Below are 12642 nucleotides of genomic sequence, written 5' to 3'. Positions count from 1 at the left end.
GCGATGACGTTGCGGCAGCTTGGCCTTATGGTCAGGTTGCCCGCAAGTCCCCGTTGCAAATTCGTGGCGTTTGACGCCCAATGCGCGGATGATGAACAAGACCCCGACCCCCTCCGACAAGACCGTGCCGGTCATCCAGATCAACGGGCTGCACAAGTCCTATGGCCAGCTCGACGTGCTGAAGGGCGTGTCGATGACCGCTCCGCGCGGTCATGTCATCAGCCTGATCGGATCATCGGGTTCCGGCAAATCCACCCTTCTGCGCTGTTGCAATTTGCTCGAGAACAGCCAGGCGGGCGATATCCTGTTCGACGGCGAGGCCGTGCGCTGGAAGGGCCTCGGTCAGGACCGTGCGCCCGCCGACCGGGCGCAGGTGACGCGGTTCCGCACCAACCTGTCGATGGTCTTCCAGCAGTTCAACCTATGGGCCCATATGACGATCCTGCAGAACGTCATGGAGGCGCCGCTGACGGTTCTGGGCGAGGATTGCGCCGAGGTGGAAGCCCGCGCCCGCGCCCTGCTGGACAAGGTCGGCATCGGCGACAAATGCGACGCTTGGCCCGCGCAATTGTCGGGCGGCCAGCAGCAGCGCGCGGCCATCGCACGCGCGCTTTGCATGCAGCCGACCGCGCTGCTGTTCGACGAACCGACCAGCGCGCTGGACCCGGAATTGCAGCAAGAGGTCGTCAAGGTCATCAAGGATCTGGCCGGTGAACATCGCACGATGATCATGGTCACCCATGACATGCGGTTGGCCGCCGATGTCAGCGATCACGTCGTCTTCCTGCACCAGGGCGTGATCTGCGAAGAAGGCCCGCCTTCGCAGCTGTTCGGGAACCCGCAGACCGACCGTCTGCGCCAGTTCCTGTCGGCCACGATGGCTTAATAAAAAAACGAACACCAACAGGAGAGTATGTCAGCATGAAGACTCTGATGATTGCCGCCGCCGCCATGGCACTGACCGCCGGTCTGGCGAATGCCGAAACCATCCGCATGGGCACCGAGGGCGCCTATGCCCCCTACAACTTCATCGACGATGCGACCGGCGAAGTCACCGGCTTCGAGATCGAGCTGGGCAATGAGCTTTGCGCCCGCGCCGAGCTGGAGTGCACCTGGGTCCGCAACGATTGGGACTCGATCATTCCGAACCTCGTGTCCTCGAACTATGACACGATCATGGCCGGCATGAACATCAACGAGGAACGCAAGCAGGTCATACAGTTCACGCAGCCCTATACGCCCGCGATGCCTTCGGCCTATGCGGCGCTGTCGGCTGACGTGGACGTCGAAGGCGGCATCATCGCCGCCCAGACCAGCACCATCCAGGCTGGTCATGTGGCCGAGACCGGCGCGACCCTGCTGGAATACCCCAATCCCGACCAGACCGTCGCCGCCGTCCGCAATGGCGAGGCTGACGCCGTCTTCGCCGACCGCGACTTCCTGGCCCCCATCGTCGAGGAATCGGGCGGAGAGCTGGTCTGGGTCGACGGCAAGGATGCCGTTCCCCTGGGCGAAGGCATCGGCATGGGCCTGCGCCAGTCCGACACCGAGCTGAAGGACAAGTTCGACGCCGTCATCACCGAGATGAAGGAAGACGGCAGCCTGAACGAGCTGATCGTCAAGTGGTTCGGCGACGACGCCCTGACCTTCGAGTGACATGACCCGCCGCCGCGGTCACGCACCGCGGCGGCCATCCGGGATATCCGATGTTTTCCTATTGCACCGATCCGTCCTCGCTTGAGGGGCTTGCCTGGCTGTCATGCTATCTGACCTCGGGCACCCATTTGCTGTTCTATGGCAGCTTCGGAACGGTGCTGCTGCTGCTGGCGATCACCGCGCCGGTCGCGCTGCTGTTCGGTTTTGGCGGAGCCATGGCCTCGCGGTCGCGGGTCGCGCCGCTGCGCTGGTTCGGCAAGATCTATACCTCTATGGTGCGGGGCATTCCCGACATCCTGTTCTTCCTGTTCGTGCCGATCGCGCTGGACCAGGGCTTCGAATGGCTGCGCGCCAAGATGCTGTGCGAAAGCGATGCCCCCATCCGTCAGGGCAATGATTTCGTGGTCTGCGCCGCGGCCAAGCTGCCGCTCAGCACCAGCCCGCCCTGGGTGCATGACGCCTATGGCATCTTCCTGGCGGTCATCGCCTTTTCCGTAGTTTTCGGGGCCTTCGCCGCCAACGTGCTCTACGGCGCGATGCAGGCGGTGCCTCATTCGCAGCTGGAAACGGCCGAGGCCTATGGCATGACGCAGCGCCAGGTGACGCGCCGCGTCCTGATCCCGCAGATGTGGACCTATGCCCTGCCGGGGCTGTCGAACCTGTGGATGATCCTGATCAAGGCCACGCCGCTGCTGTTCCTGCTGGGGGTCGAGGACATCGTCTATTGGGCGCGTGAGCTGGGCGGGTCCAAGACCAGTGCCTTCACCTATCCTCATCCCGACTGGCGGCTCTATTACTTCCTTGGCATTCTGGTCTTCTACCTGCTGATGACCTTCATCTCGGAACGCGTGCTGGCGCGGGTCACGCGCCGCCTGTCGCGCGGGCAGGCCACGATGGGCGCGGGGGTGTCGGCATGACCTGCGCGCAGACGATCACCGATTACGCGCTGCGGTCCATCGGCATGGGCGAACGCCTGCTGCCACGCGCCGATTACACCCTGTGCCAACAGTTCACGCTGATCGGATCGGGGCTGATCTGGAACCTCTATTTCGCGTTCCTGGCGCTGGCCTTCGGCTTCGTGCTGGCCAATGGGCTGGCGGTCGCCAAGGCCAGCCGGCATCCTTGGGCGCGCGGTCCTGCCAATGCCTTCATCTTCGTCTTCCGCGGCAGCCCGCTGTTCATCCAGTTCTTCATCGCCTACGAGGCGCTGGTCCTGCTGCCCCGCGCTGGCGTCGACATCTTGGGCATCACGGTCCAGACCAGCTGGATGACGCGGGCCTGGGCGGGGGGGCTGTTCGTCCTGATCCTGAACACCGCCGCCTATTCCGCGCAGATCTTCCACGGGGCCCTGATGTCGGTCCCCAAGGGCGATGTCGAGGCCGCCGATGCCTATGGCATGACCGGTTGGACGCGGTTCCGGCGCATCATCTGGCCGACGATGATGCGGCTGGCCTGGCCCAGCTATACCAACGAGGCGATCTTCCTGTTCCACGCCACGACGCTGGTCTATTTCAGCGGCTTCCCGGCGTTCCAGCAGCGCGGCGATGCGCTTTATTATGCCAGCTATTTCGCCGACAAGACCTTCAACCCCTTCGTGGCCTATCCGATCGCGGCGGCTTATTTCGTCGCTGCCACCTTGGCTTTGATCTGGCTGTTTGGCAGGGTGAACCGGCGCCTGAACCGACACCTTCCGGGGCAGGTCCGGCGTGTCAAGTATCGCCCCCAGATAGTGAGATGATCCAGATGGAATGGCTGCGCGAACACCCCGAGGTCCGGACGATCCGCGTCGCGGCCGCCGACCTGAACGGCGTGGCAAGGGGCAAGCGTCTGCCCGCGAAATACGCCGACAAGCTGGTCGAGGAGGGCACCAAGTTCCCCTATTCGGTGCTGAACCTGGACATCTGGGGCGAGGACGTCGAGGACAGCCCCTTGGTCTTCGAATCCGGCGACCCCGACGGGCTGCTGCTGCCGACCGAACGCGGTTTCGTCCCCATGCCATGGCTGGAAGCCTCGCCCACCGCGCTGCTGCCCCTGTGGATGTTCCACCCCGACGGTACCCCCTATGATGGCGATCCGCGTCAGGCGCTGGCCCGCGTGGTCGAACGCTATGACGCGGCAGGGCTGGTGCCCGTCGTCGCGACCGAGCTGGAATTCTTCCTGATCGACGACAGCGGCCGCCAGCTGCGCGTGCCGCCCAGCCCGCGGTCCGGCAAGCGCCGCACCGGCGGCGAGGTTCTGTCGCTGCGCGCGCTGGACACCTTCGACCAGTTCTTCACCACGCTCTATGACGCCTGCGAATCGATGGACATCCCCGCCGATACCGCGATTTCCGAAGCAGGCCCCGGCCAGTTCGAGATCAACCTGATGCATCAGGCCGATCCCCTGAAGGCCGCCGACGACACTTGGCTGTTCAAGACGCTGGTCAAGGGCGTCGCCCGCAACTACGGTTTTGCGGCCAGCTTCATGGCCAAACCCTATGAGCAGTTTTCCGGCAACGGGCTGCACATGCATTTCTCGATCCTGACCAAGGACGGGCGCAACATCTTCGACAACGGCGGCGAGGAGGGGACCGAGGAGTTGCGCCAGGCCGTCGCCGGTTGCCTGCGTGCCATGCCCGGATCGACGCTGCTGTTTGCGCCGCATGAAAACAGCTATGATCGGCTGGTGCCCAATGCCCATGCGCCGACCGGCATCGGTTGGGCCTATGAGAACCGCACGGCAGCGATCCGCATTCCGTCATCGGGCCCCAAGGCGCGGCGGATCGAACACCGCGTGGCGGGGGGCGACGTTAACCCCTATCTGACCGTCGCGGCCATCCTTGGCGCAGCCCTGAACGGCATCGAGGACAAGCTGGAGGCGCCCGCCCCCTTCAAGGGCAACGCCTATGACAAGAACCTGGCCCAGCTGCCCGGTGACTGGGGCGCAGCGATCGAGGCCTTCGACAAATGCCCCGAAATCCGCCGCATCCTGCCTGCTCATCTGGTCGAGAACTACCTGATGACCAAGCGCCAGGAACTGCACTACATGGCGGAACTCTCGGACGAAGAGACTGTCGAGCTGTATCTCGACACGGTCTGATTGTAATGACCGCCGTAAAACTGCCTTTTGCAGGGTTTTTTGCCATTCCGACACGCAAAAAACTGCCACTACGAAGGCGTTAAGTAGTGGTATCGTTTTGATTCAGATGTTTAGCCAAGTTTGAACTCTATGTGTTGACGACGCACGCCTCAGGGTGGCGTTTCCTGACGTCTGCTTGACGGCGGTGCATCCGAAACTCATGACTAATTGCTGACCCGGGTCCTTCTGAAACACGCGTTCGTCCCCCTTGGATGAACGTCTCCAGCCGCGAATGTGCGGTTAGTTCAATCAAGGACCAGTCATGACCAGATTTACCTCTATCAAGGCAACGCTCCCCAACCACGACTTGCCTCCCCGCAGAGTGGGCAGCCGCCTATTGGTGTATTTCATGTCACAGCGTGTCACGAGTGCCGGCGTCGCCATGCCAGAGCGTGTCAACGAGAGGTTCCAAATTATGGCTCACCAGAACAGGGCCGGGGGCGTAAAGTTGACGAAACTGGATCACAAGCGGGCGAATTTGTGGGCTAACCACCTCTACCCTAGTATTCTGAGTGAGGCCGACAAAGACTTGGCCGAGGGTCCGGTGTTGGCCTTGGAGCCTACCGCCGACCCAGACTGGACTTGCTCCGATTTTAGCGTGCGCCCTGGCAACGCCTTGGTCATCTGGGCGGTGCCGACGAAGACGTTGTCTTGGCTACCAGAGTTGCGGTTCAGCTTTCGCATGATCCCGCGCCGGAAGAATGCGGATCTTCCCCACTTGATCCGCTTCGCAAAGCAGGAAGGTCTGGCCCTGGTGCCCTCGGGGGCTTCAGTTTATTCCATTGCGGATGCCCTTGCAGCTGTCGCGCCCCGGGCATCGGCACGCTTGCTCCACTGTCATAGGGATGCTCGGCCGAGCATCCGACCCGAAAAAGCCAACCGGTGGTGACATGAGATGACCGCGGGTCATGAAAAGCGCCGTCGCGAGGCCAAACTCCGCCGCGCGCTTTGCCGGCAAATTCTGAGCGGTGTGCTGATGTTGGATGAGACTGAGGTTTACCAGCTGCTATGCGCTGCGTCCACGGATGCAGCGTGGTCCTCTGTTCAGCTTCAAGGCAAGCTTTTGCGGTTCCGCATTGCTGGCAGGTGGAATTATCCCGCCTTCCAGTTCGACATGAGTAGCTGCAGGCCCTATCCCGGCCTTGTCCAAATTGTCGCTGCATCCAAGGCCGCCGGGTGGAGCAACTTCCGACTGCTGAACTGGATGATGCGTCCACATCTGGATTTCGACGGGGTGCCGGCCGACGCTCTGAAAAACTTGGACGGTGAGGTGCTCGAGGCATTCCTTCGGGACAGCGAGCCCCAATGCCATGGATAGGTGTAGAGGCACAGCCGACCCACCGCCGATTGCAACAATGCGGAAGCACGAGGCATCCCGTTTGTTGCAAGGTGGCAGTAGCCACAACCATACAAAACGGACACACCGTCATAGAGCCTCAAATGCTTGAAAATCAGTTTTTCATTCGGCGTTCCAGAGCCGCACTTGCCGCACTGGAGCGTGGCCCAACAGCCGAGGACTTGGTAGATGCGCCGTTGGCCGAACTTTGGATCCCCGCTATCAAAGACGGAACGAACCTGCCAGTTCTTTGGGGACATGTGACAGGGCATCCCCTTCTCGGAACTTGTTCCGTCCGGACGTCCCCGCTGCTCGGCCTGAGCCGTAAAGCCGGATGGGCAAGGACATTCAGCCAATGGTATCGGCTCGGCGAACCCATTCCCATCATGCAGGGCATGTCTGACATTGATCTGGGGGATCTCGCCGAGGATCCCCTCTCCCGGCCCTTTGGGCCAACGGGCTATAAAGCTATCGTATATGAGGCATTCTTGGAGACCCTCATGACGAATGTCATAGCGCAGCTAAGGAATTTACACGCGACCGGGTCGTAACAAGCATAAAGAACGTCCATTTCGCCATAAGATGACGATACGACCACCGCGGGAAAGCAAGAATTTCAGCGGCGATGTTTTTTGCATCGCATGCGGACTGCAAATCCCGCCGGGGCGACGCTCCTTGATCCGTATTGAACGAAAGCTGACCTTGCAATGGCATTGCGATACCTGCCTGATGCTAAAGGTATGACCTAAGCTGAGGTCCGACGCATTTTGGCGTAACTTAGCCGGAACATGACGCGGTCAACGGCTCCCAGGCGGGGAATGACGAGTTGGTTTTCCAATCTCAGGGCTACCGTTCGCTACGGGTCATCCCGATCGCGATCGTGAACGGCCTGAAGGGTTTCCCGGAGGCCATCACGGCGGCCTTCTCGGACGCTACAGTTCAGACATGCATTGTTTACCCGATCCGTCATTCCATGAATTTCTGCAGCCGGAAGGACCGCAAGGCCGTGGCCGCCGATCTGCGCCCGATCTACCAAGCCCGGACGGCTGAGGAGCCCGCCCGACAGCTCGACCTATTCTAGGAGAAATGGGCCGGGAAATATCCCTCTATCGCCCCGGCTTGGCGCCGGGCCTGGGCCGAAGTGATCCCGTTCTTTGCCTTCGGTGCAGCGATCCGGAGAATCATCGATACGACGAACACTGTGGAAGGCGCTGAAGACCAAGGGGTCAGTCCCCACCGAGGAGGCGGCGACCAATCTGATCTTATTAGCGATCCGCATCTTCGAGAAGGGTGGCCGCGCTGTTCGCGAATGGGTTGCGGCCCGCAATCAGCTGGCCATAATGTTTACCGGGCGCTTCGAAGCCTGACCGTATCTGACAACCGCACGGGCCATGTCAGATACACAAAGTCTCAGACACTCCTCCACTCCGCGTGCCGCGGCCCTCTGACATAGATCGATTTACCCCCTTCAATAAGGGACTTCGGCACGACGAAGCCTGAACCGTCTGTCGAAAGTTCCCGCGGCACTGTGAAGAGCCCCAACTTTCCCGGGGACCAGTAAAGCTGGTCCAGGTTGTCAAGGACTTTCTTGTTCCAAGGCATGGTGCTCTCCATCTCGCTCACTACTCGGATGATTGCCGCCGCTGCCGCCCGCAGCGCAAACTAGCACTGGAAAACTGCGAAGTCCCCCGACCTTGTGACCAGACACAGAAACGCATCCGCTGGCCCATTGTCCCGAACCACAAGATTGAGTCTAAACATCCTCGGCCCATTGCCGCCGGTCGGTCTCTGACTGGCGCTGCGGTGCAGCTTCCCCAGAGCGGACGTTTGTGTCTAGCTAAGCGAGATCGGCGGGTCACAGTTTGCTATGCGGGACGAAGCGGACATTAGCTACCTCACCGATGAACCATGATCAGCTCATCCACTTTGCGGCCATCGTCGATCAGCGCCGCAGGAATTTTCCCTACCCTCTCGAAGCCATGGCGCTCATAGAAGCGGATGGCCCTGGCGTTGGTGTGGTTGACGTTCAGTTCGAATTGGCGCACGCCGCATTCCTTCGCAAAGGCCATAACTGCTTGGAGGAGATCACTAGCCAAGCCGGATCCGCGCTCGCTTTCGCGCAGGTAGACCATAATGATTGTTGCGCGGTGAGACCGTTTTTCTCCGCGCTGACGCATCAGGCCCATGATTCCGACAGGTTCCTGCCCCTTCAGCATCGCGAAGACAGGGATCTTCATTCGATCGAGCCACTCTTCGTCTGACAGGGACGACCAATCTGCGAAGGTGTTGGCAAACGCTGTCGGAGCCATCCTCAAAGACTCCAACCGGATCGCTTTGAAGACTGCTAGATCTTCAGCTTCCAGCTTCACTACCCGCATATCGTCCATAGCTTCTCCCAATCTTGCGAGAGCCAGTTTTGAGATTGGGGGCGCAAGTCACAAGGCTTCAACTTCCACAAAGGGCTCTTCACGTCGATCTGTCACCCTAGGCGCCGGGACGCGTTCGTGGGAGGCTGCAACGGCGCAGTCGGCCCAAAGCGGCCAGACGATCGCTGTCAGGCGCTGCCTTGCAGCATCCCCAGACCGGACGTTCATGCTTGTCGCGGCGCGATTGACCAAGCAGAGTCTGCTTTGCGGGAAAAGCTGTCATCCAGAATTTCGGAACGGTGCAAGCCAAGCGAAACTGTGCTTAAAAACTACTCTCTCAGCATCCTATCGCGAGTCCCATTCATGCCCGCCCGCATCGCCCACTTTTCATTGCTCGTCCCAGACTACGACGCAGCCCTCGATTTCTTCTGTCGCATAGGCTTTGAGTGCCGGGAAGATACCGATCTTGGAAACGGCAAACGATGGGTGCGGATCGCACCGCCAGGCGCAGAAACCGAGATTTTGCTCGCCCGCGCGACTGGAGACCGACAGTCTGGGTCAGTTGGAGAGCAAGGCGGTGGACGCGTTTGGCTTTTCCTGGAAACGAAAAATTTCGTAGGTGACTGTCAGCGCCTTCAAGCGGCAGGCGCCAGGTTCGAGACGCCCCCGCGCGACGAATCTTACGGGCGCGTGGTCGTCTGGAGAGATCCGTGGGGAAACCGTTGGGATCTGATTGAGTATGCTTATCCTGACCGGAGCGGAACAGGCAGCTAAAGGCTCCTTCACGTCGATCGGCCGCGCCTGGCGAGGGCACGGAGGCGCGGCAACCTTCAACCCGTGCACTCGGCCCATAGCTGCCGCTCGAATTTCTAAACAACGCTGCGGAACAGCTTCCCCGAACTGGTCGCCCGTCGCATCTTGCAGCATAAAATACGGCAAGCTAACTTGGAGTGGTAGATAAAATGCGGCTTCGCGGTTGGCGAAGAAATCAGGTCTAATCGGCCTAATTGGAGGGACCCCTCCGCGATGAGGTATTTTTTCTTGCACCAGTCTTCGGTGGCGCCAATTCGAGACGATATCACCGAAAAGTCATAGAGCGCCTGTCTTTAGAGCGGAACGTCTCGTTGAGGGCTGACAAATTTTGAGGAAGACCATTTAACGATGCTGACTTTTGTTGAAATTCGTTCTGAAGCTTCTTTTTCCGATACTGGTATCCGGCTCGACGACCTTGGGCCTTGCAACGTCATCTTTGGACCCAATGGTTCAGGTAAATCGACCATCAGTCGGGTGCTCGCAGACTTGATGTCATATCCATCGTGCGCCACGGGATGGGCTTCAGGGCCAAAGGAAGTGATCGTTTTTGGGCGAGACTACATCGCCCGCAACTGCCATCCATCACGGGCGATGCCCGGCATCTACACTCTCGGTGATGACGCGGCTGCGGCGCGGGAGGTGGAGCAGAAGGAGGGCGAGCGAGATGATGAATATGAAAGATTGAAGTCTGCAAAGGGGCGCCTGGAGGGACCACAAGGTGAACCTGCACTTAAAGCTGAGAATGCAGATTTTAGTAAGAAAATCTGGAATAAGAGAAAGGAAGTATGGACGCCGCACAAATCTTTGACGTTCGTCGGCACATGGAGCGCCGAGGCCCGCTTCGCAACCGAATACTATGACCGTGCAGAAAGGTGGTCTGGCGGAGAACCGAAGTCTCTCGCCGACCTTCTCGAGCAGGCGCAGACCTTTGCAGGTAATCCGCCAGCGGTAGCCGAACGCCTGCCTTTACCACCCAGGCCATCGGCCGAAGAAACCGTCCAAGAGCGCCTACGCAGACCTCTTGTGCCGGCGAGCGACCAACCAATCGCTGAATTGGTCGCAGAACTCGGAAGTGCTGACTGGGTGAAGGCGGGCCTCCCCCTCTTGCGGCAGTCTTCCGGCCGGTGTCCATTCTGCCAACAGCCTGTCGACCACTCCCTTTCGACCCGCATCGCTGCAATTTTCGACGCTACCTATGAAAGCGGGATTGAGGCAATCCGTCGGGACAGAGCCATCTATGCTAAAGATATCGAGGCTATTGGCGGATGGATCGCCGCGGTGGCTGGCTCGTCACTTTTGGATGCAGATGCCAGCAAGGCATTTTCCACATGGCTAGAACTCCACCGTCGCAATCTCGAAGCCATTGATCGCAAGCTGTCGGCTCCATCGTCCGAGATCGATTTGGAAGCGGTTGATGACGCTTTCGGGATGGTCCTGTCATTCATGCATGGGGCTAACGCCAAGGCTGATCATCAAACGAATCTATCTGAAAATTTCGCCCGAGAACGCTCTGCGTGGCAGGAGGAGGTGTGGTGCCGTTTCCTCGCAGACACGCGGTCCGAATACATAGGCCACGATGCGCGCCGAGAGCCGCTTCTGAAAAAGGTTGAGGGTCTCAGCAATACAATCGAGCAGCGCGAAGCCAAAGTCGCACAGTTGAATGGAGAAATATCTGTTCTTCGGCGCGGCATCACGGGCATTGAGGCAACCGCCGACGCGATCAATGAGCTGCTGCGACTACAGGGGCATAATGGCTTTCACCTTCGCCCCACATCGGGTGATGGCACCTACGCCGTTCATCGCGCCGATGGGTCGCCGACTGGCGACACGCTTTCGGAAGGTGAGCGTTCTTTCCTTGCCTTCGTATATCTCTACCACCACTTGGCGGGCGACCATGACGAAGCAGAGAAAAATCTAGGACGTGTCGTGGTGATCGACGACCCGATGACAAGCCAAGACGCAGCCGCCGTGCATACGGTCGCAGCCATGGTCCGAAAGCTGTTCGAGGACGCGTGTGCCCCGGGCGGTCGGATCTCTCAAGTCATTGTCCTAACCCACAATGCGCATTTCCATCACGAGATCAGTAGCTATTGGAAGGGTAAAGCCCCAGATCCAAAGCATTGGATCCTCCGAAAGCCCGCTGGAGTTTCGTCGGTGACGAGCCATGGGACGAATACTCCGATCATGACAGCCTATCGTGCGCTTTGGGACGAGGTGAATGATCCAGCGACAGTCCCGGTGGCTCTCTGCAATGCGATGCGGCGCATCTTGGAACACTACTTCAAGTTTATCGGCAACAGAGATTGGATGTCAGGCCTCAACAACCTTGATGGAGCGGACGCCTTTGCCTTTGGTGCACTTCGACGCTCTCTCAACGACGGGTCACATGGCTACCTTGGCGCGGAGGAATTCTACTTTGATGCAGATTCGGGCGAACGCCTTCGCAGTGTTTTCCGTCGCGTATTTGAATTCTACGAACAGGGTCCACATTATGAGATGATGTCCGGTGCCAGCCATCGGCTCGTGCCTAATTCATAACAGGAAATGCCATTTCGGATGTGCCAACTCGTTAAAAGCCCGGAGCATTAAAAGCTTCGATTTGGGGTAACTCTGAGCGTCCGCTTCCATTATTTGGGATGATCTTATTGGAAGCGCAGCGAAGGACCGCTTTCCGCCCTTCGCGTCGTCCCGCATCCGAGATAGATAGTCTGCGTCTCTCGCCTTGCTTATCGGAAGTCCTTTGACCTCACCCTGACTGTATCGATATTGAGATCTGAACCGCGCCGGGTTTGCCGGAGGCTCCAACTCCTAGTAGGATGGAGCATCATGAGCAAGACGTGGAACAAGTTTTCCCCCGAAGTGCGTGAACGCGCGGTGCGGTTGGTCTTTGATAACGAGGGTCGCCATGAGTCGCGGTGGCAGGCAGTCATGTCGATTTCCGCGAAGATCGGCTGTGCGCCCCAGACCTTGAACGAGTGGATCAAGAAGGCCGAGGTCGACAGCGGCAAGCGGGCTGGCATCCCGACCGACATGACCGAGAAGATGAAGGCGCTGGAACGAGAGAACCGGGAGCTGCGCCAGGGTGAGGAGGGTCAGAAAACAGTCCGGGGGACTGTTTTCCCGACGAACGAGATCCTGCGCAAGGCGAGCGCATATTTTGCGATGGCGGAGCTCGACCGCCGGTCGAAGTGATGGTCGGCTTCATCGACGATCAGCGTGAGGCGCACGGGGTCGAGCCGATCTGCAGGGTTCTGCCGATCGCCCCATCCACCTACTACGATCACCTGGCGAAGCGGGCCGATCCGGCCCGGTTGTCGGATCGTGCCCGGCGCGACGCAGTCCTGCGGCCCGAGA

Annotated in this window: 10 protein-coding genes, 2 pseudogenes and 1 other annotated feature; of the genes and pseudogenes, 11 read left to right on the top strand and 1 reads right to left on the bottom strand. The window is 59.7% G+C overall.

Going from position 1 to position 12642, the window contains the following annotated elements; translation table 11 throughout:
• The first annotated feature begins 91 nt into the window (after positions 1-91).
• The 8 genes and pseudogenes from DDE75_RS14275 to DDE75_RS14240 all read left to right on the top strand — a co-directional run.
• Positions 92-886 carry an ABC transporter ATP-binding protein gene (locus DDE75_RS14275; protein ID WP_162799064.1) on the top strand — a complete coding sequence of 265 codons (795 nt, stop codon included), beginning with the start codon at positions 92-94 and terminating at the stop codon, positions 884-886.
• A 35-nt stretch (positions 887-921) separates the two neighbouring features.
• Complete coding sequence (locus DDE75_RS14270; RefSeq protein ID WP_108503070.1) at positions 922-1656, top strand: transporter substrate-binding domain-containing protein; 735 nt, start codon at positions 922-924, stop codon at positions 1654-1656.
• Between the two features lie 50 nt (positions 1657-1706).
• A complete protein-coding gene (locus tag DDE75_RS14265; RefSeq protein WP_108503069.1) occupies positions 1707-2573 on the top strand; it encodes an ABC transporter permease in 867 nt (288 codons plus the stop codon).
• On the top strand, positions 2570-3394 hold the full coding sequence (locus tag DDE75_RS14260; RefSeq protein ID WP_108503068.1) for an ABC transporter permease: 825 nt from the start codon (positions 2570-2572) through the stop codon (positions 3392-3394). Before DDE75_RS14265 ends, DDE75_RS14260 begins: the two co-directional genes overlap by 4 nt.
• Before the next feature lie 5 nt (positions 3395-3399).
• On the top strand, positions 3400-4734 hold the full coding sequence (locus DDE75_RS14255; RefSeq protein ID WP_108503179.1) for a glutamine synthetase family protein: 1335 nt from the start codon (positions 3400-3402) through the stop codon (positions 4732-4734).
• A gap of 934 nt (positions 4735-5668) precedes the next feature.
• Positions 5669-6091 (top strand): hypothetical protein, encoded by a 423-nt coding sequence (locus DDE75_RS14245; protein WP_108503066.1) that lies wholly within the window; start codon positions 5669-5671, stop codon positions 6089-6091.
• Positions 6079-6660: a DUF6634 family protein gene (locus DDE75_RS17875; protein ID WP_418304189.1), complete on the top strand. Its 582-nt coding sequence runs from the start codon at positions 6079-6081 to the stop codon at positions 6658-6660. The genes DDE75_RS14245 and DDE75_RS17875 overlap by 13 nt, the downstream gene beginning before the upstream one ends.
• 299 nt (positions 6661-6959) lie before the next feature.
• A pseudogene (locus DDE75_RS14240) lies at positions 6960-7476 on the top strand (transposase); the annotation flags it as partial.
• Positions 7477-8004: 528 nt separating this feature from the next.
• Here the strand turns inward: DDE75_RS14240 and DDE75_RS14230 are convergent.
• Complete coding sequence (locus DDE75_RS14230; protein ID WP_108503064.1) at positions 8005-8496, bottom strand: GNAT family N-acetyltransferase; 492 nt, start codon at positions 8494-8496, stop codon at positions 8005-8007.
• 342 nt (positions 8497-8838) lie between these two features.
• On the opposite strand from DDE75_RS14230, the gene DDE75_RS14225 reads away from it, so the two are divergent.
• The 3 genes and pseudogenes from DDE75_RS14225 to DDE75_RS14215 all read left to right on the top strand — a co-directional run.
• Positions 8839-9249 carry a VOC family protein gene (locus DDE75_RS14225; protein ID WP_108503063.1) on the top strand — a complete coding sequence of 137 codons (411 nt, stop codon included), beginning with the start codon at positions 8839-8841 and terminating at the stop codon, positions 9247-9249.
• A 387-nt stretch (positions 9250-9636) separates the two neighbouring features.
• Positions 9637-11826: an AAA family ATPase gene (locus DDE75_RS14220; RefSeq protein ID WP_108503062.1), complete on the top strand. Its 2190-nt coding sequence runs from the start codon at positions 9637-9639 to the stop codon at positions 11824-11826.
• Between the two features lie 288 nt (positions 11827-12114).
• Positions 12115-12642: pseudogene (locus tag DDE75_RS14215) on the top strand (transposase); the annotation flags it as partial.
• Positions 12438-12554 (top strand) — a sequence feature (AL1L pseudoknot). It overlaps the preceding pseudogene by 117 nt.

Origin of the sequence: Paracoccus indicus, from assembly GCF_003056335.1 — a bacterium.
In the GTDB taxonomy this organism is placed as follows: Bacteria; Pseudomonadota; Alphaproteobacteria; order Rhodobacterales; family Rhodobacteraceae; genus Paracoccus; species Paracoccus indicus.
The sequence above is the reverse complement of the archived record's forward strand: the minus strand, read 5'-3'. Positions and strand labels throughout refer to the sequence as shown.

Bases quoted from the DNA above. Each gene is read 5' to 3' on its own strand.
- DDE75_RS14275 (WP_162799064.1), top strand. From the start codon at position 92: ATGAACAAGACCCCGACCCCCTCCGACAAGACCGTGCCGGTCATCCAG.
- DDE75_RS14270 (WP_108503070.1), top strand. From the start codon at position 922: ATGAAGACTCTGATGATTGCCGCCGCCGCCATGGCACTGACCGCCGGT.
- DDE75_RS14265 (WP_108503069.1), top strand. From the start codon at position 1,707: ATGTTTTCCTATTGCACCGATCCGTCCTCGCTTGAGGGGCTTGCCTGG.
- DDE75_RS14260 (WP_108503068.1), top strand. From the start codon at position 2,570: ATGACCTGCGCGCAGACGATCACCGATTACGCGCTGCGGTCCATCGGC.
- DDE75_RS14255 (WP_108503179.1), top strand. From the start codon at position 3,400: ATGGAATGGCTGCGCGAACACCCCGAGGTCCGGACGATCCGCGTCGCG.
- DDE75_RS14245 (WP_108503066.1), top strand. From the start codon at position 5,669: ATGACCGCGGGTCATGAAAAGCGCCGTCGCGAGGCCAAACTCCGCCGC.
- DDE75_RS17875 (WP_418304189.1), top strand. From the start codon at position 6,079: ATGCCATGGATAGGTGTAGAGGCACAGCCGACCCACCGCCGATTGCAA.
- DDE75_RS14230 (WP_108503064.1), bottom strand. From the start codon at position 8,496: ATGGACGATATGCGGGTAGTGAAGCTGGAAGCTGAAGATCTAGCAGTC.
- DDE75_RS14225 (WP_108503063.1), top strand. From the start codon at position 8,839: ATGCCCGCCCGCATCGCCCACTTTTCATTGCTCGTCCCAGACTACGAC.
- DDE75_RS14220 (WP_108503062.1), top strand. From the start codon at position 9,637: ATGCTGACTTTTGTTGAAATTCGTTCTGAAGCTTCTTTTTCCGATACT.